Genomic DNA, 26,718 nt, shown 5'->3' with positions numbered 1-26,718 from the left:
GAAACAATGCCGAGACTGATCCCCAGACCCGAGGAAATGCCATCAAGCATTTTCCGTTATCTTGTCGCCCGCGCCACTGTGGTGCTGGTGCTGATGGCGGTGGTTGCGGGCGCCTCGATTTTGGCGCTGTTGCAAGCCCGCCACGATAATGGGGTGCTGGCCGAATTGCATCTGCCGCGGTTCAAATCCGCCGTGCATTTGTCCATGGACGCCAATGCCGCCGCCGCTCTTTCGGTGCGCATGTCCACCGCCACCAGCCAAGCCGAACGCCGTGGCCTGCTCGACCGTTTGGCCGAACGGCATCAGGCCATGGAAGATCATATCGGCCATATGATCGATAGCGGCACCGATCCCAACTCCATCGTCGCGCTGCGCCGCTTGCGCGATTCGCTGATGGACGGCGCCGTCGCCCTTTCGGCCATCTCGCAAGAGGAAATTACCTTGCGCGGCGTCGCCGCCAAGGATGCCGATATCGTCGCCCGTCTGGATGAATTGGAACAACGCCGCCGCAATCTGCTGCTGCGCCAGCAGGATCTGTCCTCGGAACTGGCCGGCTTTGTCACCGCCCTGGCCGCCGATGCCGGCCGCCGCTTCGATGAACAACGCGAAACCGCCGGCCGCACCGCCTTGCAGGCGGTCGCCGTGGTCAGCGCCTGCGGTCTGGCCGCCATGGCGGCGGTGATCTGGATGTATTGGGGTCTGCGCCACCAGGTGGTCAACCGTATCCTGGCCTTGCGCACGGCGATGCTGAACTGGCGCGGCGGCACCGTCGACGTGCCGCGCGAAGGCAATGACGAGATCACCCAAATGTCCGATACCTTGGTCGAATTGATCGCCACGGTCGAACGCCGCAACGCCGAGCTTGAGATCATGGCCTCGACCGACCCTTTGACCGGTCTGACCAACCGCCGCCGTTTCGCCGAACGGGCGGAAGAGGAAATCCGCCGTGCCCACCGCTATGACGCGCCGCTTTCCCTGATCATCGGCGACATCGACCATTTCAAGGCGGTCAATGACGGTTGGGGCCACGACATCGGCGACGTGGCGCTGCGCCATATCGCCGCGGTCTGGGGCCGCGAATTGCGCGACGTCGATTTGGCCGCCCGCATGGGCGGCGAGGAATTCATCGCCCTGTTGCCCGAAACCAACCCGCAACAAGCGCAATGGGTGGCCGAACGCATTCGCGCCGCCACCGCCGAAACGCCGCTCAGCGCACCCGGCGTCTCGGCCTTGAGCCTGACCATCAGCCTGGGGGTCGCCGGATTGTTGCCCGGCGAGAATTTGACCGACGTGATGCGCCGCGCCGATCAAGCCATGTACCGGGCCAAACATGCCGGACGTAACGTCGTGTGCACCGCATCATGAAAAAATCACCTTCGGATTTCCGAAAATTACACGCTATTTCGCCGTCTCGGGCTTGTTGTTTGCCCGCGAACGGCGTATGCGATGAATCATGCCATTCCCGGCAAAAATACGAGCAATAATATTACCCGAGGGCGTCTTGTTATGAGCATGTCGGAAGAGTTGCGCGACAGCGCGCTGGAATATCACCGGCTTCCCACTCCGGGGAAGATCAGCGTCACCCCCACCAAGCCCCTGGGTAACCAGCGCGACCTGGCCTTGGCCTATTCGCCCGGCGTCGCCGCCGCCTGCGAGGAAATCGTCCGCGATCCCGAAACCGTGTCGGAAATGACCGCGCGCGGCAATCTGGTCGCCGTGGTCACCAACGGCACCGCCGTCTTGGGCTTGGGCAATATCGGCCCGCTGGCGGCCAAGCCGGTGATGGAAGGCAAAGGCGTCTTGTTCAAGAAGTTCGCCGGCATCGACGTCTTCGATATGGAAATCGCCGAAAACGACGCCGACAAACTGGTCGACATCATTGCCTCGATGGAACCCACTTTCGGCGCCATCAACCTGGAAGACATCAAGGCGCCGGAATGCTTCGAGGTCGAGCGCAAGCTGAAGGAACGCATGTCCATTCCGGTCATGCATGACGACCAGCATGGCACCGCCATCGTCGTCGGCGCCGCCATGGTCAACGCCCTACGCATCGTCGGCAAGGACATCGCCAAGGTTCGTCTGGTCGCCTCGGGCGCCGGCGCCGCCGCCTTGGCCTGCCTGAACCTTTTGGTCAGCCTTGGCGTCAAGCGCGAGAATATCTGGGTCACCGATATCAAGGGCGTGGTCTATAAGGGCCGCAACGAATTGATGGACCCCTACAAGGAAATCTTCGCCCAGGAAACCGATTCCCGCACGCTCGACGACGTCATCGGCGGCGCCGATATTTTCCTGGGATTGTCGGCGCCCAGGGTGCTGACCGGCGACATGGTGGCCAAGATGGCCGACCAGCCCATCGTCTTCGCCCTGGCCAATCCGACCCCGGAAATCCTGCCCGACGAGGTCAAGGCGGCGCGCAAGGACGCCATCATCGCCACCGGCCGCTCGGATTACCCCAATCAGGTCAATAACGTCCTGGTCTTCCCGTATATCTTCCGCGGCGCGCTGGATGTCGGCGCCACCCAGATCAACGAAGAAATGAAGCTGGCGGCCACCTATGCCCTGGCGGAACTGGCCATGGCCGAATCGGACGAACGCGTCCGCGCCGCCTATGGTGAACAGCGTCTGTCCTTCGGCCCGGAATACCTGATCCCCAAGCCGTTCGATTCGCGTCTGATCCTCAAGATCGCCCCCGCCGTCGCCCGCGCCGCCATGAGCTCGGGGGTGGCGCGCCGCCCGATCATCGACTTCAACGCCTATCTGGAACGGCTGTCGCAATGGGTGTTCCGCTCGGGACTGGTGATGAAGCCGGTGTTCGACCGCGCCAAGCAGGACGTCCGCCGCGTCGTCTATTGCGAAGGCGAAGGCCGCCGGGTGTTGCTGGCGGTGCAAGCGGTGGTCGATGAAGGTTTGGCCTTCCCCATCCTGATCGGGCGGCGCGACGTGGTCATCAAGCGCATCAAGGATCTGGATTTGCGCTTGCGGATCAATGAAGATTTCGAGCTGTGCGATCCCCAGGACGATCCGCGCTATAATGATTACTGGCGCAACTATCACGCCTTGCTGGAACGCAAGGGCGTCAGCCCCGATTACGCCCGCACCGTGGTCCGCACCCGCAACACCGTGATCGGCACCTTGATGGTGCGCCGCCGCGAGGCCGATTCGATGATTTGCGGCACCATCGGCCGCTATGACAAGCACCTGGACCACATCGTCGATGTCATCGGCATCAAGGACAGCGTCAAGGAACCGGCGGCGATGAGCTTGCTGATCATGCCGCAGGGGACCTATTTCATCTGCGACAGCTATGTCACCGCCGACCCGACGCCGGAACAGATCGTCGCCAATACCTTGCTGGCGGCGGAAGAAGTGCGCCGCTTCGGCATCGAACCCAAGGTGGCCTTTCTGTCGCATTCCAATTTTGGCGCCCGCGACACCGCTTCGGCGAAAAAGATGCGCGCCGCCATCGCGCTTTTGCATGAACGGGCGCCCTATCTGGAAGCCGAAGGCGAAATGCACGCCGACGCGGCGCTGGAAGAAAGCATCCGTTCCCGCATTTTCCCAAACTCGCGCTTGAAGGGACAAGCGAACCTGTTGATTATGCCGAACCTGGACGCGGCGAACATTTCGTTCAATTTGCTCAAGGTTCTGGGGGAAGGCCTGTCGGTCGGCCCGATCCTGATGGGCGCCGCCTTGCCGGCCCATATTCTGACGCCTTCGGCGACCGTGCGGAACATTGTCAATATGACCGCCCTGGCCGCCGTGGACGCACAGATGGTAGCCCATCAGAGGGGATAGTTTGGATAATCAAGACAGAGCGCACGAACCGGCCAGACTGCAAATCGAGGACGACCTTTACGGCCTGGACCCGGATTTCGTGCGCGCTGTCGAAGATGCCCTGGAACAGGGCGATGCGGCCACCGCCACCGCGCTGACCGCGCCATTGCATTATTCCGACGCCGCCGACCTTTTGGACCGCCTGTCGGCGGAAGACCGCGTGCGCCTGGTCGAAGTGCTGCGCGCCGATTTCGAACCGGAAATCCTGACGGAACTGGACGAAAGCGTCCGCGATCAGGTGATCGAAGCCCTGGGTTTCGCCGATCTGGCCACCGCCATCTCCGAACTGGATTCGGATGATGCGGTGTGGCTGGTGTCGCAATTGGACGAAGACGAACGCAACCGCGTGCTCGACGCGCTGAGTTCGGAAGACCGCGCCATCGTCGCCCAAGGCCTGTCCTACCCGGAATATTCCGCCGGCCGCATGATGCAACGGGAATTGGTGGCGGTGCCGGCCTATTGGACGGTGGGCGAAACCATTGATTACCTGCGCGCCAGCACCACCATCCCAGAAGAATTCTACGATCTTTACGTCGTCGATCCGCGCCACCGCCCCATCGGCAAGATCGGATTGGCCAAGCTGGTGCGCTCGAAGCGGCCGCAGCGCCTGCGCGAGATCATGGACGATGAAAGCATCACCGTCCCCGTCGCCGCCGACCGCGAGGAAGTGGCCTTCTTGTTTCGCCAACACGATCTGGTCTCGGCCCCGGTGGCCGATGGCGCCGGGCGCTTGGTCGGCGTCATCACCATCGACGACGTCGTCGACGTCATCGACGAAGAAGCCGCCGACGACATGTTGCGTCTGGCCGGCGTGCCCGACACCGATCTGTATCGCGCCGTCAAGGACACCGTGCGCGCCCGTATCCCCTGGCTGTTGCTCAACATGTGCACCGCCATCCTGGCGTCTTCGGTCATCGGCCTGTTCGAGGCGACCTTGGAAAAAATCGTCGCCCTGGCGGTGCTGATGCCCATCGTCGCCGGCCTGGGCGGCAATGCCGGGACCCAAACCCTGGCGGTGGCGGTGCGTGGTCTGGCGACCAAGGAACTGGATTCAGACAACGCCCTTCGGGTCATCGGCAAGGAAGTGCTGGTCGGCTGCATCAACGGCATGGTCTTGGGCTGTATCATCGGCCCCATCGCCTGGGCCTGGTTCGACATGCCGTTGATCGGCGCCGTCATCGGCGCGGCGGTGGTGTTCAACCTGCTGGTGGCCGGATTGATGGGATCCTTGATCCCGCTGACCTTGGAAAAATTCAACGTCGACCCGGCCATCGCCAGCTCGATCTTTCTGACCATGTGCACCGATTCCTTAGGCTTTTTCGCCTTCCTCGGGCTGGCGACGCTGCTGCTGTTGTGAGTATTGACTTATGTGTCAAATCGGCGTCATAATAAGGGCGTAAGAGAGAGGTAGATGAGGTCAAGTTACCTTCACCAGTCTCAAACATTCCGACCAACAGCATAGACTTCATGCGAAGTCGCCGCGTCGGGAAGGAGGGTGTGCAGCAACATGACACCACCGGGTTGTTACGGAGATGCCGAATAGTATGGCATCGAATTGTTGCCAAAATCTGAATAACCACTATCGGCAGCTTGCCGAATATTAGGCCGGTGCGGCCAAAAAACCGAAAGCCCCGCGACGTGCGTTGAATCGCCCGCGGGGCTTGGCTTTTACCCTCTGGCGTCATGACAAGGGCAGCGGACGCCCCGCCTTGGCTGACGATCTGGACATTTTTTGTCCTTGCGCCCACATTGCGCCGGATCGGAGACTTTACCGACATGAGCCGTCATCTGCTGACCTGCCCCCATTGCGATGCCCTGCATCGCCGCCCCGCCTTGCGCCGTGGCGAGAAAGCGTCGTGCCGGCGCTGCGGCACCGTCTTGCTGCGTCAGCACCGGCTGACGCCAGAGCAGGTGCTGGCCCTGGTGGTGACCGCCCTGCTGGTTTATGTCATCGCCAACAGCTTCCCCATCGTCAATTTACAGGTTCAGGGACTGACCAACAGCACCACCTTGTTCGGCGCGGTGTTCGCCCTGTGGGACGAGGGACGGCAATTGATGGCGGTGCTGGTATTCGCCACCACCCAATTGTTCCCATTGCTTGATCTGGCGGGCATGTTGGCCCTGTTGCTGGCGGTGACGCGCAGCGGACCGCGCCCATCCTGGTTTTCGCCGCTGCTGCGCTTCATCCAATCCCTGCGTCCCTGGGGCATGACCGAGGTGTTCATGCTGGGGGTGGTGGTGTCGTTGGTGAAGCTGTCGGGCATGGCCCATATCCTGCCGGGGGTGGCCTTGTGGGCTTTCGCCGCCCTCACCGTGCTGATGGCCGTGATCTTGTCTTTTCATCCCCGCCAATTGTGGGACGAGCCCCGCCATGACTGAAATACCGTCCACCGCCACCCAGGCGGGGTGGATGGGCTGCGAATATTGCGGCCATCTCAGCCCGCTCGGCCCCGCCACGACCTGCCCGCGCTGCGGCGGCACGGTGGAGCGGCGCAAGCCCGCCAGCCTGTCGCGCACCTGGGCGCTGCTGCTGGCGGCGGTGATCTTGTACATTCCGGCCAATGTGCTGCCGATCATGCGAACATCGTCATTGTTCGGCAGCTCCGACGACACCATCCTAAGTGGAGTGGTTTATTTCTGGCATTCCGGTTCGCCCGGATTGGCGACACTGATTTTCTCGGTTTCCATCTTGGTGCCGGTATTCAAGATGGGCATCTTGGCGGTGTTGGCCCTGACCGTGCGATTCGGCTGGCCTCTTGACCGGCGGCAATGTGTGATGTTGTTCCACATCATCGAATTCGTCGGCCGCTGGTCCATGCTCGATGTCTTCGTGGTGGCCCTGATGGTTGGTCTGGTGCGGTTCAAATCCCTGGCCGAGATCGAAGCCGGCCCCGGCGCCATTGCCTTCGGCGCGGTGGTGGCGCTAACTATGCTGGCCACCCATTCCTTTGACCCTCGCTTGATTTGGGATACTCCCCGCCGTGCCCATGGCTGACGATTCCTTGCCTTCCCCCCCGGCCCAGCCGATCATCCGCCCACCGCGCCGCTGGATTCCCTCGGCCATCTGGTTGGTGCCGACCCTGGCGGCGCTGATTGGGCTGTCGCTGGTGGTTCACACCTTGAACCAACGCGGCCCCACCATCACCATCGCCTTCCCCTCGGCCGAGGGCATCGAGGCCAACAAGACCAAGGTCCGCTTCAAAGATGTTGAAATCGGCACGGTCACCGAGATTCATCTCGCTTCCGACCGCAGCCGCGTGGTCGCCAGCGTCGAATTGAAAAAGGAAGCCGAAAGCTTCGCCGTTCAAGACAGCCGTTTCTGGGTGGTGCGGCCACGTCTGGCCGGCAGCGGCGTGTCCGGGCTGGAAACCTTGCTGTCGGGAAGCTACATCGGCGTCGATGCCGGCCACTCGACGGTGGAACAGCGCGATTTCACCGGCCTGGACACCCCGCCGGTGATCGCCTCGGACGTGCCGGGGCGACGATTCGTGCTGGTCGCCCGCGATATCGGCTCACTGGATGTCGGATCGCCCATCTTTTACCGCCGTATTCCGGTCGGCCATATCGAAAGCTTTTCGTTACAGCCCGACGGCCACAGCATCTTTCTCAGCGCCTTCGTCAAGGCCCCCTATGAGCGCTTTGTCACCGACAACACCCGGTTCTGGCACGCCAGCGGCGTCGACCTGCGTCTGGATGCCGGCGGCATCAAGCTGAACACCCAATCCCTGGCAGCCTTGTTGATGGGCGGCGTCGCCTTCGAATCCCCCGACGGCGCCATCACCGCCCCCGAAGCCGCCACCGCCACCCGCTTTACCCTGGCCGCCGACCATGATGCCGCCCTCAAGGTCCCCGATGGCGAGGCCGTCACCCTGGTCTTGCGCTTTCATCAAAGCGTGCGCGGCCTCAGCCTCGGCGCGCCGGTGGATTTCCGCGGCGCCGAACTGGGCCAGGTCCGCGGCATCGACATGGTTTACGACGACGCCAACGGCGATTTCACCCCGTTGGTCACCGTCGACATCTATCCCGATCGTCTGGGCGCCGCCGTCGCCAATGCCGAAGGTCCGGGAAAAGCCACCACCGAGGCGCAAAAGCGCCGCCGCCTCGGCGAATTGGTCCGCCGTGGATTACGGGCGCAATTGCGCACCGGATCGCTGGTGACCGGACAATTGTTCGTCGCCTTGGATTTTTTCCCCACCGCCAAGCCGGTGACTTTCAATGCCGCCGCCCAACCGCCGGAACTGCCCACCGTTCCCGGCGATTTCGAGGAATTGTACCAGCAGGTGCAAGGCATCGTCCGCAAGCTCGACAAAATCCCCTTCGACACCATCGGCCAGGACGTGCATCAGGTCCTGGTCGGGATGGAATCCGCGCTCAAGCGCATGGACGGCATGGTGGCGCGGACCGACCGCGAAATCCTGCCGGAACTGCGCGACAGCCTGAAAGCCATGCGGGCCAGCCTGGATGGCTTGCAGGCCGGCATGGCCGGTGACGGACCGTTGCAGCAAGATACCCGCCAAGCCTTGCGCGGCATGACCGAGGCAACCCGCTCGCTCAAGCGTCTGACCGACAGCTTGGACCGCCAACCGGAATCCCTGCTGCGGGGACGAAAGGAACAAACGCGATGACCCCTTGGCTCCGCCCGGCCGCGGCCGTGGCCTTGACCGTCGGCTTGGCCGCCTGCGGCAGCTCGGCGCCGTTGCGCTATCACGCCTTGTCCCAGCCCGGCACGGCCACCCCGTCACACGGCAGCGCCGCCCTGCTGGTCGAGGTGCTGCCCATCGCCGTGCCCGAACGCATTAACCGCGAAGAAGTGGTGCTGACCGCGCCCGGCGGACACTTGGACGTGCGCGACGGCGACCGCTGGGCGGCGCCGTTGGCCGATGAAATCCGCCAAATGGTCGATGATGCTTTGTGGCGTCGCTTGCGCGCCGCCGATACCTACGCCGCCCCGGTGGCGGCCAGCGCCGACGGTCCGCCGCAATACCGGTTGGCCCTGCGGCTGGAACGGCTCGAGGCGATCCCTGGACACCAGGCGGTGACCGAAGCCACCTGGACCTTGCGCCGCCTGCCCCAGGGCACGCCGATCATCTGCCGGGCAACGGCGGTGGAAGGCTTGCCGGCAACCACGCCGGAAGCGGCGGTGGCGGCATTGTCGCTAAGTTCGGCCCGCGTCGGCGATTCCATCGCCACCAGCCTGGAACGGCTGGCCAACGGAACAACCAATCCTTGCGGCGAAGGATGATCAGGCTGCGGGCGGGATGCCCCGCCCGCCTTGCCGCCCGCGGCATAAGCCGCGCGGCCCCTGGGGCCTAACCGCATCCCCATGGGTTTCACTCACCGGGATTTGGTGTTACCCCAACGCCCCGTGACAGTGCTTGTATTTCTTGCCCGATCCGCACGGGCATGCCGCGTTGCGCGGGGTGGCGCCCCAGGTGCTGGGGTCATTGGGGTTGGCGGCACGGTTGCGCACGGTGTTGCCCATGGAAATCCCCGCCTGCTCGGCCTCGGCCGAGAAAGCCGGGTCCTGACGGCTTTCCTGCATCTGCGGCGGACGCGGGGTCAGGCTTTCCTGCACCTCGGCTTCCGACGGGCCAACGCGCAATTCCACATGGGCCAGCACGCTGGTGACGCGCTCGCGCAGGTCGTTGAGCATCTGTTCGAACAGATTGAAGGCTTCGCGCTTGTATTCGTTCAGCGGATCACGCTGACCATAGGCGCGCAGGCCGATGCCCTGACGCAGATGGTCCAGTTGCAGCAGATGTTCTTTCCACGCTTGATCGAGGATTTGCAGCAACAGGCTTTTTTCCACCATGCGCATGATGTCGGGGGTGTATTCCGCCGCCTTGCTGGCCATCTTGCGATCCGCCGCGTCGGTGATGCGATGGCGGATTTCCTGATCGGCGATGCCTTCTTCCTTGGCCCATTCGACGATGGGCAGATCCAGATTGAAGACGCGCAACACTTCCTCGTGCAACGAGGCGGTATTCCATTCCTCGGCATAGGCGCGTTCGGGGATGGCGCGGGCGACCATTTCACCGATCACTTCGTGACGCATGGCGGCGACGTCGTCCGAGACGTCTTCCACCTGCATCAATTCCTTGCGCTGTTCATAAATGGCCTTGCGCTGGTCATTCATGACGTCATCGAATTTCAGCAGGTTCTTGCGCACATCGAAATTGCGCGCTTCAACCTTTTGCTGGGCCTTTTCCAGGGCCTTGTTGATCCACGGATGGATGATCGCCTCGCCATCCTTCAGCCCCAACTTGCGCAGCATGCCGTCCATGCGCTCGGAACCGAAAATGCGCATGAGGTCGTCTTCCAGCGACAGGAAGAACTTCGAGGCGCCGGGATCGCCCTGACGGCCCGAACGGCCGCGCAGCTGGTTGTCGATGCGGCGGCTTTCGTGGCGTTCGGTGCCGACCACGTAAAGACCGCCCGCGGCCAGGGCCTCGGCCTTGAACACCTCGATTTCGGCTTGGATGGCCGCCGTGCGCTTGGCCAGTTCGTCGGCGTCGGTGATGTCCGACAGTTCCAGACGGATGCGCATGTCCAAATTGCCGCCCAACTGAATGTCGGTGCCGCGACCGGCCATGTTGGTGGCGATGGTCACGCCGCCAGGCACGCCGGCCTGGGCGACGATATAGGCTTCTTGCTCGTGGTAACGGGCATTGAGCACCTGATGCGGAATATTCTTTTTCTTCAGCAGTTCGGACAGCAATTCCGACTTTTCGATACTGGTGGTGCCGACCAGAACCGGTTGCTTACGGGCGCGGCATTCTTCGACCAAGGTGCCGATGGCTTCGAACTTCTCGGCGGCGGTGCGATAGACCTCGTCATCGGCATCGACGCGCGAAACCGGCCGATTGGTCGGCATGTCCACCACTTCCAGATTATAGATTTCCTGGAATTCGCCGGCCTCGGTCAAGGCGGTGCCGGTCATGCCGGACAGCTTGGGGTACAGGCGGAACAGATTTTGGAAGGTGATCGAGGCCAGGGTCTGGTTCTCGTTTTGGATGGTCACGCCTTCCTTGGCTTCCAAAGCCTGGTGCAGACCTTCCGAGAAGCGCCGGCCTTCCATCATGCGGCCGGTGAATTCGTCGATGATCACCAGCTTGTCGTTCTTGACGATGTAATCGACATCCTTGGTGAACAGCTTGTGCGCCCGCAACGCCTGATTGACGTGGTGCACCAAGCTGACATTGCCGATGTCGTAAAGATTGGCGCCTTTCGCCATCAACCCGGCTTCGGCCAGCAATTGCTCGATGTGTTCGGTGCCTTGCTCGGTCAGCGTCACCGCCCGAAGCTTTTCGTCCTTTTCGTAATCGCCTTCCACCAGCATGGGCATGATGCGGTCAACCAGACGGTACAGGTCGGAATTGTCTTCGGTCGGGCCGGAAATGATCAGCGGCGTGCGCGCTTCGTCGATGAGGATCGAATCCACTTCGTCGACGATGGCGTAGTTGAAGGGCCGGTGGACCATTTCCTCCAGTCGGAACTTCATGTTGTCGCGCAGGTAATCGAAGCCCAACTCGTTGTTGGTGCCATAGGTGACGTCGCAGGCATAGGCGGTGCGGCGCTGGTCGTCGTCAAGGCCATGGTGGATGACGCCGACCGTCAGCCCCAGGAACCGATAAACCCGGCCCATCCATTCGGCGTCACGCTGGGCCAGATAATCGTTGACGGTCACCACATGGACGCCGGCCCCGGTCAGCGCGTTCAGATAGACGGCCAGGGTGGCGACCAGGGTCTTGCCCTCACCGGTACGCATTTCGGCGATCTTGCCCTTGTGCAGCACCATGCCGCCCATCAGCTGGACGTCGAAATGGCGCTGCCCCAAGGAACGTTTGGCCGCCTCGCGGACCACGGCGAAAGCGTCGACCAGCAAATCGTCAAGATCGGTGCCATCGGCCAAGCGAGCGCGGAATTCTTCGGTTTTGCCGCGCAATTCGTCGTCCGACAGGGCGATCATGGCTGGCTCGAGGGCGTTGATCGCCTCGACGTCGTTTTTCAGGCCTTTGACGATACGGTCGTTGGCGGTACCGAAAAGCCGCCGGGCAATGGCGCCGAACATGGGCAAACCTCTGGATAAGTCTTAGGGGCGGGCCCGGGGCGCGGGGCCTATTGCGACGGCCAAACAGATAGAGCCCATGGCGGCATCTGTCAATGACGGGGCAGTCAATCCCCCGCCCCGCGCAAGGTGAAAGCGAAGATGGAACCGCCGCCAGGGGCGGGCTCGACCCAAATTCGTCCGCCCCAGGATTCCACCATTTTTTTCGCCAGGGCCAAGCCGGTGCCGTTGCCAGGAATGCGGTCACGGGTATGCAGGCGGCGAAACAATGAAAAGACCGTGGCCCGGAATTCAGAATCGATCCCCAAACCGTTGTCTTGCACGCGAAACACCCAGCATTCACCGCCCCAGGTGGCATTGACGACAATTTCGCAGGCAATGTCGGGCCGGCGGAATTTGACGGCATTATCCACCAGGGCGTGAAAAACCACCGCCAGCCGGCGCGGATCGACCACAACATCGGGCAACGTCGCCACCACCACATGCGCCGCCGCCACGCCGATGGGCCGGCGCAGATCGTCGAGCACGGCGGCCATCACCGTATTGGCGGCCACCGCCTGGACCTGGGAAACGTCACGTTGCTGGGCGAAATCCTCGACGTCGGCGATCAAGGCCTTCAAACGGCCGACACCTTCGACCGCATAGCCGATGAACTGGGTCGCCTCGGCGTCCAAATGCTCGGCATAACGGCGTTCAAGCAATTGAACAAAGCCGCTCACCTGACGCAGAGGTTCCTGCAAATCATGCGAAATGGCATAGCTGACTTCGCGCATGCGCTCGTTGGCGCCGGCCAGTTCGTCCAAGGTGCGCAGCAATTCGGTCTCGGCCCGAATCCGGGCGGTGACGTCGATCAGCAACGCCTGCCGGCAATGATGCCCCTTTTCCCAATAGGCCTGAGCGTGAATCGACACGTCAAGCTCGCGGCCATCGTGATGACGCAACCGCCACACCGAGGTGAATGGTCCAGGCTCGCGCAATCTGGGCAAAATGGCCGGGACCGCGGCAGCGACCGCCAGCGGCATGAAAGCGGTGATCGCCAGCCCGACCATGTCTTCGGCCGCATAGCCCAACAGCTCGCCCGCCGCGGCATTAGCGTCGATAATCCGCAAATCGTCCAGATCGTAGATGACCAAGGCTTCGGGGCTGTCGGCGAACAAAGCGTGATAGCGACGTTCCGAGGCCGCCAAGGCCCGCAGAAAAAACGCCCCCAGGGCAAAAATCAACGCCGCCGACAAGAGAACGAAACACAATCCCTTCCAGCTTTGCACCAGGGTCAGCGATGCGGGATCGCTGAACAAAAGCGCCACCAACTGGTCCGAACCCACAATCCAGACACAGCCGAACAAGGCATAGCCAAGAGCCATGCGCAAGGCAATCGAACCCGTGCTGATGATCGGCGCCCCCATGGATATCGCCTCTGCTTTCCGGCACGGCGAGCATAGCATCCATCAGCTGTAGCGGTCAGCACTCATGTGCTTGCCCGCCCAGTCCAAAGCAAAGCTTCGGCGCCCCAATAGCCGAAGCGTCGCATGAACCAAGGGCGCCGGGACGCAGCAGCCTCTTGTGCCGCCGCCGCGGTTGTGGTTCAACCGCCATGGGCGTCCGACCGCCGTGGCCGGACGCGCCCCCCTGCATCCCGCAAGGACATCCAAGCATGAAAACGTCATTCGCCGCCGCTTTTGCCGCCCCGTTCGCCCTGGCGCTGGCCGTCGCGGCCTTGCCCGCACTCGCCGCCGACAAGCCCTCGGTGGTCGCCGAAGTCAACGGCACCAAGATCCATGAAGCCGATCTGATCGCCTATCAGCGCACCTTGCCGCCGCAGATGGCCTCTCAGGCCCCCTATGAAGCCTTGCAGGACATGGCGGTCAACAACATGTTGGTGGCCGAGCAGGCGAAAAAGGAAGGCCTGGAAAAGGACCCCGAGCTCAAGCAGCTGTATCAGCAATTGCTGGTCAAGGTGTGGATGAACAAGCATCTGCGAAGCGAAGTCACCCCGGCCGCGATCAAGGCCGCCTATGACGGCTACCTGACCAGCGCCAAGCCGGAAGACGAGGTGCGCGCCCGTCACATCCTGCTGGAAACCGAAGACCAGGCCAAGGCGGTGATCGCCGAATTGAAAAAGGGCGCCGATTTCACCGAAACCGCCAAGGCCAAGTCCAAGGACCCCTCGGCCAAGCAAAACGGCGGCGATCTGGGCTATTTCACCCAGGGCGAAATGGTGCCGCAATTTTCCACCGCCGCCTTTGGCATGAAGGCCGGCGAATTGCTGGACAATCCGGTGCAAAGCCAGTTCGGCTGGCACGTCATCAAGGTCGAGGATCGCCGGACCGCCACGCCGCCGACCCTGGAACAGGCCACCCCGGCCATCCGCGAGGATCTGGCGGAAAAGCTGGCGCAAAAGCTGGTGGCCGACATTCGCGCCAAGGCCAAGGTCACGCTTTACGACCGTGACGGCAAAACTGTCGAAAAGAAGTAATTAGGCTTATCCAGCGGCGGCGCGCACCTTAAACCACCGGCGCGCCGCCCCCCAGAGCAAGGAGCACATTCATGTCCGCCACCATTTCGCCGCTTGCCCCCGCCGCTTTTCCGGCGCTGCCGGTTCTGGCTGGCGTGCGTCTGGCCACGCATGAATGCGCCATCCGCTACAAGGGGCGGACCGATCTTTTGCTGGTGGAAATGGAGGCCGGCACCCATGTCGCCGGCGTCTACACCAAATCGCTGACCTGTTCCGCCCCGGTGGATTGGTGCAAGCAGGCCTCGGCCAAGGGATCGGCCCGACTGCTGATCGTCAATTCCGGCAATGCCAACGCCTTTACCGGCGCCGCCGGCGTCGCCTCGGTGACGCGCACGGTGGAAGCCGCCGCCGCGGAATTCGGCTGCAAGAAATCGGAAGTGTTCGTCGCCTCGACCGGCACCATCGGCGTGGTCCTGCCCGATGAACGGATCACCGAAAACCTGGGCGCGGCGCGGGCCAAGCTGAAGGCTGAGTTCTGGCCGGAAGCGGCCAGCGCCATCATGACCACCGACACCTTCGCCAAGGGAGCGACCCGCCGCGCCGAAATCGACGGCAAGACGGTGACCATCAACGGCATCGCCAAGGGCGCCGGCATGATCGCCCCTGACATGGCCACCATGCTGTCTTTCGTCTTCACCGACGCCAACCTGTCGCACGACGTGTTGCAGGACCTGCTGAAAAAAGGGGCCGACCGTTCCTTCAATTCCATCACCGTCGACAGCGACACCTCGACCTCGGACACCTTGCTGCTGTTCGCCACCGCCAAGGTCGATCACGCCGCGGTCAAGGACGCGGCCGACACGCGGCTGAAGGATTTCAAGGCCAAGCTGTTCGACCTGCTGCTGGATCTGTCGCACCAGGTGGTCAAGGATGGCGAAGGCGCCACCAAATTCGTTGAAGTCACCGTCACCGGCGCCGCCGGCGACAAGGCGGCCAAGCGCATCGCCCTGGCCATCGCCAATTCACCGCTGGTCAAGACCGCCATCGCCGGCGAGGACGCCAATTGGGGCCGCGTCGTCATGGCGGTGGGCAAGGCCGGCGAAAAAGCCGATCGCGACAAATTGTCCATCGCCATCGGCGGCGTCCAAGTGGCCAAGGACGGCGAAGTGGTTCCCGGTTATGACGAAGCGCCGGTCACCGCCCATATGAAGGGGCAAAATATCGTCATCGAAACCGATGTCGGCATCGGCAAGGGCCGCGCCACGGTGTGGACCTGCGACCTGACCCACGCCTATATCGACATCAACGGGTCTTACCGCACGTGAGCGGGGAGAACGGCTGCTGGTCGGCGGGCAGCGTCTGGCGCGGCGCGCCCCTGCTGTCCGCCCGCCTGAAGCTGCGGCCGTTGGTCGCGGCCGACGCCCCGCGTCTGGCCGAACTGGCCAATGATTGGGAGGTGGTGCAATACACCGCCAACATCCCCCATCCCTATGGTCTTGACGACGGTCACGCTTTTGTCGTCGCCCAGGAAGCCCGCCGCCTGACCGGTCTGGGCGTCGCCTTGGGGTTGGAACGCACCATCGATGGCGCCTTGATCGGCTGTATCGGTTTCGGCCTTGATCACGCCGATAGCCCCGAACTGGGCTATTGGCTGGGGCATCCCTATTGGGGCCAGGGCTACGTCAGCGAAGCGCTGCGCCGGCTCATCCGTCATCTCTTTGCCGATCTCGGCTATGAATCCCTGTGGGCGGCGGTCCACCCCGACAACCAAGTCTCGGCCCATGTTCTGGAAAAGGTCGGCTTCACCCCCGCCGGCCGCCACCCATGCGGCATGCCGGCGCGGGGGGATAGCGTCGATTCGCCCAAATTCGCCCTGGCCGCCGATCAGTGGCGCGCCGCCCATGCGGCGCGGCCCATGCTGCTGGTCGCCGCCGCCGCCCTGATCGACACCGACGGCCGCGTCCTGATGGCCAGCCGGCCGCCCGGTAAAAGCATGTCGGGACTGTGGGAGTTTCCCGGCGGCAAGATCCACCCCGGCGAAACCCCGGAAATGGCCTTGGTGCGCGAATTGGCCGAGGAATTGGGCCTTGATGTCGGCGAAAGCTGCTTGGCGCCGCTGGCCTTTGCCAGTCACGATTACGACACCTTCCACCTGTTGATGCCGCTTTACGCGGTGCGCCAGTGGAAGGGCGAGCCGCAACCGCGCGAAGGCCAGATGCTGAAATGGGTGCGCGCCGCCGCCTTAAGCGGTTTGCCCATGCCGCCGGCCGATATCCCTCTGGTCGCCTTGCTGCGGGAATGGCTATAGTCAGGGAGCTTCACCGCCGGAGGGCACCATGGCCCTGAACCTTAAAGAAAAAGAAGCCCTGAAGTTTCTCGGCACCCATCTGTTCTATGGGCTGAGTGCCGGCGCCACCTTCGGCTCCATGGTCTTGGCCACCAACATGGGCAATATCTGGACCCTGGCCACCCAGTCCAGTCACCCCATCACCGTGCTGGTCTTGTTCTTCTTCGGTCTTTTCGTCACCTTCGGCAGCGTTGGCATGGGCGTCGGCATCATGAGCCTGGCCCGCGACGACGACGACCAATCCCCTTGGGGCCGCAACTGACCGGCAGGGTTTTCCGCAAGCCCGGCAGATTCTGCCACTTTCGCCGATCCTGGCATGGCCCAAAAACACCAATACATTGAAAATAAACGATTCTCCGACTTGGCACGGCGTCTGCATCATAGATCGCGGCACTTGGCTTCACCACGGGGAACCGGATCATGACGGTCTATTCCATCAATCAGCGGATTTTCGAGCAGACAAACCAGTCGACCTCGAACGGCAAATCCGCCAGCTCCACCGCCGACGAGTTTCTCGCCGCCTTGAACAAGGCCGGCTCGCAGACCAGCGTCAGCGTCAACGCCACCCCTTCGGCGGAAAAAGCGCTGAGCAAGGTGTTCGAGCGAAAGAACGACGAACCCCGCGCCAGCACCAAGAGCGACGACAAGCCCAAGCGGTCCGAAGCCAAGGAAAATACACGTTCGAACAAGGCCGAAGCCGCCAATGACGCCAAGGCCAGCGACGACGCCAAGGCCAAGCCGACGGAAAAGACCGATTCCGTGGCGAGCGCCGATGATCGCGACGCCGACCCCCAGGCCAAGCCCGAAGCCAAGACCGAAACGGTCAGCGACGATTCCCAGCCGCAGGTGAAGACCGAGAATGCCGCCGCCCCGACCGCCGAAGCGGTGGCGGCCGTGGTGCCGGTGCAGCAACAGATGATCGAACAGGTGGCAACGGTGGCCGAAACCACCCCCGCCCAAGTGGTGGAAAGCGTCGATCCGGAAAAAATTGCCGATGCCGGCGACCAGCCGCAACAGGCCCAGGCCAATCCACAAAATAATGCCGCCGATGCCAATGCCGATAATGTCGAGACCTTCGACCCGACCGCGCAGAACACCCCCCAGGCCGCCGCCAAGGGCAAGGCCGGCGAACATGCCGACAAGAACGCCGCCGCCACCCAAGCCGCCGATCTGGCCGCCAGCATCGACGATACCGGCGCCCAGTTGAATGTTCAGGTCAAGGTCGCCGACACCACCCGGCAAGTGCAGCCGAGCGTGGGTACCGCCGAAGTCCTGCTGACCCAAGATGTCGACGGTCTGGAAATCCCCGTCCCGGCCCAGGGCAACGGCGGTCAGAGCAACGGGCAGCCGCAAGCCAATGCCGGCCAGACCAATCAGGCCGCTGGCGCCAATCAGACCCAGGACCCGGCCTTGATGAACAAGCCGGTGGACGCCAAGCCGTTTGTCGCCGCCCTGGCCGCCGCCCAAGCCGAAGGCGCCAGCCAGCCGCAAGCCGCCGGTTCGTCCGGCAACCAGACGCAGGCCGTCGCCGGGTTGAACGGCGCCTCTGGCACGCAAGCCGCGGCCAAGACTGCCCCGGCCCAAGCCGCCCAGGCGCCGCGCCAGCCGCAAACGCCCCAGGCCAAGGAAGTGATGGATCAGGTCAAGGTCCAAATCGCCAAGCAGGGCGCCAACGGCGACACCATCAAGGTGCAGTTGAAGCCGGTCGAGCTGGGCTCGATCGAGGTCAAGCTGGACGTCGCCAAGGACGGTTCGGTCTCGGGCGTGGTCACCGCCGACAACAAAGACACCCTGGCCATGCTGAAGAACGACTCTCGCGCGCTGGAAAAGGCTTTGTCCGACGCCGGCCTCAAGGCCGACACCGGGTCGCTGACCTTTAACCTGCGCGGTGAAAACCAGCAGCAGGCCGCCCAGGATCAGGCGAGCGGACGGCGTTCGCGTCGGGCGCTGGCCGCCATGAATGGCGTTGACGCAACCCAAAGCGGCGCCGCCGCCCAAGCTCAGGCCCGCTTTGCCGGCGGTCGCTCAGGCGTGGACATTCAGGTGTAAGGAAACAAGACCATGTCCATCACCGGCATCGAAAACACCGGCAGTTCCACCGGCGCCGCCCAGAGCGGCACCAAGCTGGCCGAGAATTTTGACACCTTCCTGACCATGCTGACCGTTCAGCTGAAGAACCAGGATCCGTTGTCACCCATGGATTCCACCGAATTCACCAACCAGTTGGTGCAGTTCTCGGCGGTTGAACAGCAGATCGCCTCGAACAAGAATCTGGAAAACCTGATCTCGGTGACCCAGACCAACACCAAGGCTCAGGCCATCGCCTATATCGGTCACACCATCGAGACCGCCGGCACCGTGCTGCCCCTGCAAGGCGGCGTCGAGACGCAGACCAACACCATCGCGCTGACCAACAGCTCGGCCAGCTTCAAATACACATTGGACGGCACCTCCACCACCACGACGATCAGCATCAAGGACAGCAACGGCAACGTGGTCCGCACTTTGTCGGGGAAAAACGACAGCGGCAGCCACGAGATCACCTGGGACGGCAAGGACGCTTCGAACGAAAAGCTGCCTGATGGCAACTATACCGTCTCGGTGGCCGCCACCGACAGCGCCGGCGCCGCGGTGGCCACCAAGGTCTACACCACTGCCCGTACCGACGGCGCGTCGTTCAGCTATACCCTGCCGTCGGAAGCCAAGGCGCTGACCGTGGTGATCAAGGACGTCTCGGGCAAGGTGTTGGCCAATCTGCCGGCCAAGACCACCGCCGGCCGTCACGAAATGACCTGGAACGGCAAGGACACCAACGGCAACACCATGCCCGACGGCGCCTACAAGATTGAAATCGCCGGCACCGACAAGGACGGCAAGGCCATGAGCGTGGGAACCACGGTTTATGGCCGCGTCACCGATGTCGCCGCCGACGCCACCGAAACATTGATCGCCATGGGCCAGGTCGTCGCCAAAGTGGAAGACGTCTTGACTGTGCGCGAAAAAAACACTGCCGCGGCTAACTGAGCCCCGATCGGATTTTTAGGAGGTCATCATGAGCTTATATGGCGCTCTTTTCTCTGGCGTTTCCGGTCTGGCGGCTCAATCGTCGGCCATGGGCGCGATCTCGGACAACATCTCCAACGTCAACACCATCGGCTACAAAGGCTCGAAGGTGAACTTCCAGACGCTGGTGACCCGACAGGTTTCGCTGACCAACTATTCCCCCGGCGGCGTCCAATCCAAGCCGCGCGCCGGCGTCGACGTCCAGGGTTTGTTGCAGGCGACCAACTCGTCCACCGATATCGGCCTGTCGGGCCAAGGCTTCTTCATCGTCAATGAAGCCGCCAACCCGAAGGACGGCGACATGTTCGCCTATAGCCGCGCCGGCTCGTTCAAGGTCGATAACGAAGGCTATCTGCAAAACGTCTCCGGCTGGTACATGCAGGGCTGGCCGCTGATGAGCTGGGATAATTCCAGCCAGGCTTCCACGGTTCAGGTCGGCGACAACGTCTTCATGAAGGCCTACAAGGATTCGGCCGGCGATACCGTCTACATCAACGACAACATCGTTTCCTCCGATCACCTGCAACCGATCAACATGAACAATGTCGGCGGCACCGCCTCGCAGACCCGCAACCTGCGCATGGGCGCCAACCTGCCCAACAACGCCACCGTCGGCAAAATCTACAAACAGCCGGTGACCATCTATGACAGCTTGGGCGGCGACGCCAGCGTCCAGTTCAGCTGGTCCAAGGTGGCCCAGAACCGCTGGGATCTGGAAGCCTATCCGCCGGAAGGGGCGAAAAGCCTGTCGCTGAAAAAGGACGCCACCACCGTCTACAGCGCCATGGGCCGCCTGGACTTCACCGGCGAGCCGCTGACCACCGGCGCGTTGAACATGAACATCAACGGCACCGCCTATACCTTCCATACCGGCCCCGGCATCGACGGCGTCACCGCCGGCGCCGACGACTTCTATACCGATCCGGGCGCCACCGCCAATACCGGCGCCTTCGTCGATGGCTTGGCCAACGACATCAACACCGCCTTCCAGATGGAATACAATTCGCTGCGCTTCGATGCGTCAGGCGTCGTCGCCGGCGACGATTTGCAGATCACCGTCGATGGCACTGTCCACAACTTCGCCAATGTCGGCGGCACCGATCCCGCCACCACCGCCGCGGCGTTGATGGGTAACAATGCCTTTACCTCGCTGGGCCTCAAAGCGGTGGCCAATGGCAATGACGTCCACATCTACAGCGACAAGGCGATGACGTTCGCCATCACCGCCGACGCCACCGGCACCAATACCCCGTCATCGGGCGCCTTCGCCGTCGCCAATTGGACCGATGGCGCCAATGGCGGCGCCGCCGCCACCACCAAAACCACCGATGGCGTCGTTTATTGCGAACGCATCACCAGCACCGGCACCGAAGCCCTGGTCTTCCGCCAACGCGACGCCAACAGCGACATCACCGTCACCGGTCTCGATAGCCTGAAACTGGCCAACGGCAACCCGGCCACCCAGCAGGGCATGGATCCGCTGGCCACCGACAGCTTCACCGTCGGCGCCATCAACATCGCCGGCGCCGCCAACGAGGACGCCATCGAATTCAACGGCGACGGCACGCCCAAGGAAATCAACGTCGCCTTCATGGACATCGATTGGGCCAACGGCTCCAACGATATGAGCGGCTCGGACTCGGTCGGCTTCTTCCTCGGCAACCTGGACATCCGCGATGGCATGACCCAGTTGGACGGCGATTACCAATTGGGCTACTGGAGCCAGAACGGCGCCAAGTTCGGTAATTTCGCCGGCGTTTCCATCGGCGCCGACGGCATCGTCACCGCTTTGTTCGACAACGGCGTCACCCGTCCGGTGTTCCAGATCCCGGTGGCCACCTTCGTCAACCCCAACGGCATGCAAAGCATGTCGGGCAACGTCTTCATCGCCACCGATTATTCCGGCGAACCGACCCTGCGCACCGCCGGCACCGCCGGCGCCGCCCAAGTCAACGCCTCGTCGCTGGAAGCCTCGACCGTCGATATCGGTGAGGAATTCACCACCATGATCGTCACCCAGCGCGCCTATTCGGCCGCCGCCAAGATCATCACCACCGCCGACGAAATGCTGGACGAACTGATCCGCATCAAGCGTTAACGTTTACCGCGCAAACTGGAACGACCGGTCCCCAGAACGGGGGCCGGTCTTTTTTTGGTATGCGCCATGCGCGGCCCGTGCCGGGCTCGTTCAGACGCCACGCGGGCTTTTGCGCCATGCGCGGCCAACTCGGCAAAGTTTGCCCAGTATTAACCTTCCTTAAAAGCTTGCCGGTCTAGTCTGCCAGACGTGGGCGCGTGCCCCGGTTTCTTGCTGTTTGGGATGGTACCGACGTGAACGCCTTTATGCAGATGATGCGTGGCCTTGGGCCCATGCGCCTCGCGGCGATCGCCGGCGTCGGCGTGTCGATCCTGGGATTTTTCATCTTTCTGATGAGCCGCGTCGCCGCGCCGCAGATGGAATTGCTGTACGGCGATCTGGAAATGGGTGATTCCAAGGCCATCGTCGAAAAGTTGGCCGCCGACAAGGTTCCTTTCGAGGTGCGCAAGGACGGCGCTGAAATCTGGGTCCCAAAAGACAAGAAAAACGAATTGCGGGTGCGCATGGCCGAACAGGCCATGCCCGCCGTCGGCCGCGTCGCCGGCTATGAATTGTTCGACAAGCAAGACGCCTTGTCGTCAACCAGCTTCCAGCAGAACATCAACTATGTCCGGGCGCTTGAAGGCGAGTTGTCGCGCACCATCCGCGCCATCGACAAGGTCAAGGTCGCCCGCGTCCATCTGGTGCTGCCCAAGCGCGAGGCCTTCGCCCGCGAAGCCAACGAGCCGTCGGCCTCGGTCATCTTGAAGATGCAAGGGGCGGCGCGCCTGGACAAGGGCCAGGTCACCGCCATCCAGCACCTGATCGCCGCCGCCGTTCCCAAGATGAAGCCCAACCGCATCTCCATCGTCGACGATAAGGGGACCTTGCTGGCCAAGGGCTATGGCAACGATCAGGAAGTGGCCTCGGAAAACGCCGAATCCCTGAAGATGAGCACCGAGAACCGGCTGGCCCGCACGGTGGAAAGCATGCTGGAACGCTCGTTGGGGGCGGGCCGCGTCCGTGCCGAGATCGCGGTCGAAATGGATTTGTCGCGCGCGGTGACCACCGAGGAAACCTATGACCCCGACAGCCGCGTCGTCCGGTCCCAGGTCACCGTCAACGAAAACGAGGAACAGCAAGACGGCGAGCCGCCCAGCGTTTCCGTCACCAACAACCTGCCCGACCCCAATGCCAGCGCCACGTCCGGCAACCGTTCGTCATCCAAATCCGGCAAGACCCAGGAAACCACCAATTACGAGATTTCCAAAAAGGTCAAAAACACCGTGCGCGAGATGGGCGAGATTCGCCGCATCACCGCCGCCGTGCTGGTCGATGGCGTCTACGACATCGCCGCCGACGGCAAGAAGACCTATCGCGACCGCACCCCCGAAGAAACCGCCAAGCTGGAAGAACTGGTCCGCAACGCCATCGGCTTTGACCGCACCCGTCAGGATCAGGTCAAGGTGGTGTCCATGCAATTCGCCGGCGGCGAAGAACAATACGCCGCCGAGGAACCGGGTGAATTCATCTTCGGCATGCGCCGCGATTTCGTCGAAAAGATCGCCTCGAACCTGGGCCTGTCCATCGTCGCCATCTTGTTCCTGCTGCTGGTCCTGCGTCCGCTCATCGGCCGCGCCATCGAAAGCATGCAAGGTCAAGTCGGCCCCGACGGCCGTCGATTGCTGACCGCCGACGGTTCCGGCGTGCCGCAACTGGCCGGCCCCGGCGCCCCCGCCGTTCCCGCCCCCGCCTTGGGCGGCGAGGAAGAGGTGATCGCCGACGAACTGATCGACATCGACAAGGTGGAAGGCCGTGTGAAAGCCTCGTCTATAAGGAAAATTGGCGAGATCGTTGACAAGCACCCGGAAGAAGCCCTGTCCATCATCCGCAACTGGCTGTACCAGGAAGCCTAGGAGTCCGCCGCCATGGCCCGCGTAAAAGAGGACTATCGCTCGCTGACCGGCCCGCAAAAAGCGGGAATCATGATGCTGTCCCTGGGCGAAGAACATTCCGTCAAGCTGTTCTCGATGATGGGCGACGACGAAATCAAGGAGCTGTCCCAGGTGATGGCGTCCTTGGGCACCGTCTCGGCCTCTATCGTCGAGCGCCTGTTCGTGGAATTCGCCGACCAACTTTCCTCGACCGGCTCGCTGGTCGGTTCGGTCGACACCACCGAACGCCTGCTGATGAAATCGCTGCCCAAGGATCGCGTGCAGCAGATCTTGGAAGAAATCCGCGGCCCCGCCGGCCGCACCATGTGGGACAAGCTGGGCAACGTCAACGAAGCGGTGCTGGCCAATTACCTGAAGAACGAATACCCGCAAACCGTCGCCGTGGTCGTCGCCAAGATCAAGCCCGACCACGCCGCCCGCGTGCTGTCGATCCTGCCGGAAAACTTCGCCATGGAAGTGGTGATGCGCATGCTGCGGATGGAAGCGGTGCAAAAGGAAGTCCTCGACGGCGTCGAAAAAACCCTGCGCACCGAGTTCATGACCAATCTGGCCCGCACCCAACGCCGCGACGCCCACGAAATGATGGCCGATATCTTCAACAATTTGGACCGCAACGCCGAAAACCGCTTCATGTCGGCATTGGAAGAGCGCAACCGCGAATCGGCGGAAAAGATCAAGGCGCTGATGTTCACCTTCGAGGATCTGGTTCGCCTGGATGCCGCCGGCGTTCAGACCCTGCTGCGTCAGGTCGAAAAGGACAAGCTGGCCCTGGCGCTCAAGGGGGCAAGCGACGCCATCAAGGATCTGTTCTTCAAGAACATGTCCGAGCGCGCCGGCAAGATGCTGCGCGAGGACATGGAAGCCCAGGGCCCGGTGCGCCTGCGCGACGTCGATCAGGCCCAGTCGCTGATCGTGGTGATGGCCAAGGAACTGGCGGCAAGCGGCCAGATCGTCATTTCCGAAGGCCGCGAAGAAGACGAGTTGGTGTACTAGCCCATGGTCGAGCGCAAATATATGTTCGACCTGGATTTCGACCATCCGCAATTGGCCCAGCCGGCCCATCATGCGGAGGAAGAGGAGGAATTGCAGGAGGAGGCGGAGGAAGAAGAGCCGCCGCCGCCGATGTTCTCGGAAGAAGATTTGCTGCTGACCCGCGAATCCGCCTTCGAGGAAGGCCGCCAAGTGGGGCAAGAGGAAGCCAATGCGGCGACTGAACGGCTGTTGGCCATGGCCATGACCGCCGTCAGCCAGCAGATGGATACCGTCTTTCGCCAGCAGGACGACGCCAACGACGCCAATGCCCGCACCGCCGTGCGCGTGGCCATGGCGGTGCTGAAAAAAGTGTTGCCGGCGACATGCGAGCAAAACGCCTTCGCCGAGGTGACCCGCGCGGTCGAGGAAGTCGTCGTCCACGTTCTGGACGAACCGCGAATCATCGTCCGCGTCGCCGCCCCCCTGGTCGATGGCGTGCGGGCGCAATTGGACGCGGCGGTGCAGGGCCGCGGCTTCGAGGGCCGGGTGGTGGTGCAGGCCGACGACCGCTTGCCGTTGGGGGATTGCCGGGTGGAATGGACCGATGGCGGGGCCGAGCGCGATCAGGCCCGCCTGATCGCCGATATCGAAGTCGCTGTCGAGCGGGCCTTGGCGCCGCCGGAACGCCAGCGGGAAACGGATGCGGAATAGGCCGGTGACACCGGTTCTGGAGGGTGAGTGACATGGCCGATTTCGAACTGAACGACTTCAACCCGGAAAATGAAAGCCGGGCGCAGGAACTGATGGAAGGTCCGCGCTCGGCCCGTGACCTGGAAGCGGTCTACGACATCCCGGTCCAGGTGTCGGCGGTGTTGGGCAAGGCCAACATGCAGGTCAATCAATTGCTCAAGTTGGGGCGCGGCGCGGTGGTCGAGCTGGATCGCAAGGTCGGCGAGGCCATCGACATCTATGTGAACAACCGTCTCGTCGCCCGTGGCGAGGTGGTGGTCGTGGAAGATCGCCTGGGCGTGACCATGACTGAAATCATCAAGACCGACCGCGCTTAGGGCTGGGGGAACAACAATGCGACTTCTGATCATCGGGGCCATGGACGGCCAGATCGGCGCCGCCAGCCAGATCGCCATGGCGCGCGGCGCCAAGGTCAGCATCGCCGAAGATGTCGACCAAGGCATGGAAGTGCTGCGCAGCCAAGGCGCCGATCTGGTGATGATCGACGTCCGTCGCGATGTCACCCGCCTGATCGAATGTCTGGAAGCCGAACGTATCGTCCTGCCGGTGATTGCCTGCGGCATCGCTTCGGATGCCTCGGCCGCCGTGCGCGCCATCAAGGCCGGGGCCAAGGAATACATCCCGCTGCCGCCCGACGCCGAGCTGATCGCCGCCGTCCTTGCCGCCGTCACCGATGAAAATCATGCCATCGTCTACAAAGACCCGCGCATGACCCAGACCATGAAACTGGCCGAGCAGGTCGCCAACTCGCACGCGTCCATCCTGGTCACCGGCGAATCGGGCACCGGCAAAGAGCTGATGGCCCGCTTCATTCACAATAAATCCCCGCGGGCCAAGGGTCGTTTTGTCGCCGTCAACTGCGCCGCCATCCCCGAGAACCTGTTGGAATCCGAATTGTTCGGTCACGAAAAAGGCGCCTTTACCGGCGCCGTCGCCCGACGCATCGGCAAATTCGAGGAAGCCAATGGCGGGACGCTGCTGCTGGACGAAATCTCGGAAATGGACATTCGCCTGCAAGCCAAATTGTTGCGGGCGGTCCAGGAACGCGAAATCGACCGCGTCGGCGGCACTCAGCCGGTCAAGATCGACGTCCGCATCGTCGCCACCTCCAATCGCAATCTAGCAGGGTGCGGAAAAAGGCGTGTTCGCGCCCCCTTTCCCCGTCGGTCCGAAGCGTTCAGCGGCGTCGACGAGGGT

21 protein-coding genes and 1 pseudogene are annotated in these 26,718 nt (G+C 62.7%); 20 read left to right on the top strand and 2 right to left on the bottom strand.

Annotated elements, in window-relative coordinates; genetic code table 11:
• The first annotated feature begins 6 nt into the window (after positions 1–6).
• The 7 genes from KEC16_RS15585 to KEC16_RS15555 all read left to right on the top strand — a co-directional run bounded on the left by KEC16_RS15585 (position 7) and on the right by KEC16_RS15555 (position 9,076).
• Positions 7–1,365 carry a diguanylate cyclase gene (locus tag KEC16_RS15585; protein WP_211550597.1) on the top strand — a complete coding sequence of 453 codons (1,359 nt, stop codon included), beginning with the start codon at positions 7–9 and terminating at the stop codon, positions 1,363–1,365.
• 147 nt (positions 1,366–1,512) lie between these two features.
• Positions 1,513–3,795 carry an NADP-dependent malic enzyme gene (locus tag KEC16_RS15580; protein ID WP_211550689.1) on the top strand — a complete coding sequence of 761 codons (2,283 nt, stop codon included), beginning with the start codon at positions 1,513–1,515 and terminating at the stop codon, positions 3,793–3,795.
• 1 nt (position 3,796) lies between these two features.
• Positions 3,797–5,191 (top strand): magnesium transporter, encoded by a 1,395-nt coding sequence (gene mgtE / locus KEC16_RS15575; RefSeq protein ID WP_249209242.1) that lies wholly within the window; start codon positions 3,797–3,799, stop codon positions 5,189–5,191.
• Between the two features lie 419 nt (positions 5,192–5,610).
• Positions 5,611–6,213, top strand: coding sequence for a paraquat-inducible protein A (locus tag KEC16_RS15570; protein ID WP_211550595.1), 603 nt, complete (start codon positions 5,611–5,613; stop codon positions 6,211–6,213).
• Positions 6,206–6,829 carry a paraquat-inducible protein A gene (locus KEC16_RS15565; protein ID WP_211550593.1) on the top strand — a complete coding sequence of 208 codons (624 nt, stop codon included), beginning with the start codon at positions 6,206–6,208 and terminating at the stop codon, positions 6,827–6,829. The genes KEC16_RS15570 and KEC16_RS15565 overlap by 8 nt, the downstream gene beginning before the upstream one ends.
• A complete protein-coding gene (locus KEC16_RS15560; RefSeq protein ID WP_211550591.1) occupies positions 6,822–8,459 on the top strand; it encodes a PqiB family protein in 1,638 nt (545 codons plus the stop codon). Before KEC16_RS15565 ends, KEC16_RS15560 begins: the two co-directional genes overlap by 8 nt.
• Entirely contained in the window at positions 8,456–9,076 is a 621-nt protein-coding gene (locus tag KEC16_RS15555; protein ID WP_211550589.1) for a PqiC family protein, read from the top strand. Before KEC16_RS15560 ends, KEC16_RS15555 begins: the two co-directional genes overlap by 4 nt.
• Positions 9,077–9,184: 108 nt before the next feature.
• On the opposite strand, the gene secA is transcribed toward KEC16_RS15555, so the two are convergent.
• Together secA and KEC16_RS15545 are read right to left on the bottom strand one after the other, a co-directional pair.
• Complete coding sequence (gene secA / locus KEC16_RS15550; protein ID WP_211550587.1) at positions 9,185–11,905, bottom strand: preprotein translocase subunit SecA; 2,721 nt, start codon at positions 11,903–11,905, stop codon at positions 9,185–9,187.
• Between the two features lie 104 nt (positions 11,906–12,009).
• A complete protein-coding gene (locus KEC16_RS15545; protein WP_211550584.1) occupies positions 12,010–13,308 on the bottom strand; it encodes a sensor histidine kinase in 1,299 nt (432 codons plus the stop codon).
• A 248-nt stretch (positions 13,309–13,556) separates the two neighbouring features.
• Here KEC16_RS15545 and KEC16_RS15540 point away from each other — a divergent pair, with 248 nt between their 5' ends.
• The 13 genes and pseudogenes from KEC16_RS15540 to KEC16_RS15485 all read left to right on the top strand — a co-directional run.
• Positions 13,557–14,378 carry a peptidylprolyl isomerase gene (locus tag KEC16_RS15540; RefSeq protein ID WP_211550582.1) on the top strand — a complete coding sequence of 274 codons (822 nt, stop codon included), beginning with the start codon at positions 13,557–13,559 and terminating at the stop codon, positions 14,376–14,378.
• 71 nt (positions 14,379–14,449) lie between these two features.
• Positions 14,450–15,682: a bifunctional glutamate N-acetyltransferase/amino-acid acetyltransferase ArgJ gene (gene argJ, locus KEC16_RS15535; protein WP_211550581.1), complete on the top strand. Its 1,233-nt coding sequence runs from the start codon at positions 14,450–14,452 to the stop codon at positions 15,680–15,682.
• Positions 15,625–16,152 (top strand): annotated as a pseudogene (locus tag KEC16_RS20215) (GNAT family N-acetyltransferase); the annotation flags it as partial. The gene argJ and the pseudogene KEC16_RS20215, both read left to right, overlap by 58 nt.
• A gap of 120 nt (positions 16,153–16,272) precedes the next feature.
• Positions 16,273–16,665: a (deoxy)nucleoside triphosphate pyrophosphohydrolase gene (locus tag KEC16_RS20210; RefSeq protein ID WP_428846065.1), complete on the top strand. Its 393-nt coding sequence runs from the start codon at positions 16,273–16,275 to the stop codon at positions 16,663–16,665.
• A 28-nt stretch (positions 16,666–16,693) separates the two neighbouring features.
• Positions 16,694–16,966 carry a hypothetical protein gene (locus tag KEC16_RS15525; RefSeq protein ID WP_249209241.1) on the top strand — a complete coding sequence of 91 codons (273 nt, stop codon included), beginning with the start codon at positions 16,694–16,696 and terminating at the stop codon, positions 16,964–16,966.
• A gap of 158 nt (positions 16,967–17,124) precedes the next feature.
• The gene (locus tag KEC16_RS15520; RefSeq protein WP_211550577.1) at positions 17,125–18,753 is read left to right on the top strand and encodes a flagellar hook-length control protein FliK; all 1,629 of its coding nucleotides are present in this window, start codon (positions 17,125–17,127) and stop codon (positions 18,751–18,753) included.
• 12 nt (positions 18,754–18,765) lie between these two features.
• Positions 18,766–19,728: a FlgD immunoglobulin-like domain containing protein gene (locus KEC16_RS15515; protein WP_211550575.1), complete on the top strand. Its 963-nt coding sequence runs from the start codon at positions 18,766–18,768 to the stop codon at positions 19,726–19,728.
• A 28-nt stretch (positions 19,729–19,756) separates the two neighbouring features.
• Complete coding sequence (locus KEC16_RS15510; RefSeq protein ID WP_211550573.1) at positions 19,757–21,865, top strand: flagellar hook-basal body complex protein; 2,109 nt, start codon at positions 19,757–19,759, stop codon at positions 21,863–21,865.
• Between the two features lie 272 nt (positions 21,866–22,137).
• Positions 22,138–23,760 carry a flagellar basal-body MS-ring/collar protein FliF gene (gene fliF, locus KEC16_RS15505; RefSeq protein ID WP_249209240.1) on the top strand — a complete coding sequence of 541 codons (1,623 nt, stop codon included), beginning with the start codon at positions 22,138–22,140 and terminating at the stop codon, positions 23,758–23,760.
• A 12-nt stretch (positions 23,761–23,772) separates the two neighbouring features.
• Complete coding sequence (gene fliG, locus KEC16_RS15500) at positions 23,773–24,792, top strand: flagellar motor switch protein FliG (RefSeq protein WP_211550571.1); 1,020 nt, start codon at positions 23,773–23,775, stop codon at positions 24,790–24,792.
• A 3-nt stretch (positions 24,793–24,795) separates the two neighbouring features.
• Positions 24,796–25,482: a FliH/SctL family protein gene (locus KEC16_RS15495; protein ID WP_211550569.1), complete on the top strand. Its 687-nt coding sequence runs from the start codon at positions 24,796–24,798 to the stop codon at positions 25,480–25,482.
• A 32-nt stretch (positions 25,483–25,514) separates the two neighbouring features.
• Positions 25,515–25,838 carry a flagellar motor switch protein FliN gene (fliN, locus tag KEC16_RS15490; protein WP_211550567.1) on the top strand — a complete coding sequence of 108 codons (324 nt, stop codon included), beginning with the start codon at positions 25,515–25,517 and terminating at the stop codon, positions 25,836–25,838.
• 16 nt (positions 25,839–25,854) lie between these two features.
• Positions 25,855–26,718, top strand: an 864-nt coding sequence (locus KEC16_RS15485; RefSeq protein WP_211550565.1) for a sigma-54-dependent transcriptional regulator, incomplete at its 3' end; no start/stop codon positions are given.

Origin of the sequence: Magnetospirillum sulfuroxidans, from assembly GCF_018224925.1 — a bacterium.
GTDB lineage: Bacteria > Pseudomonadota > Alphaproteobacteria > Rhodospirillales > Magnetospirillaceae > Magnetospirillum > Magnetospirillum sulfuroxidans.
Note: the sequence above shows the minus strand (reverse complement) of the source record. Positions and strands in the feature narration are given on the sequence as shown.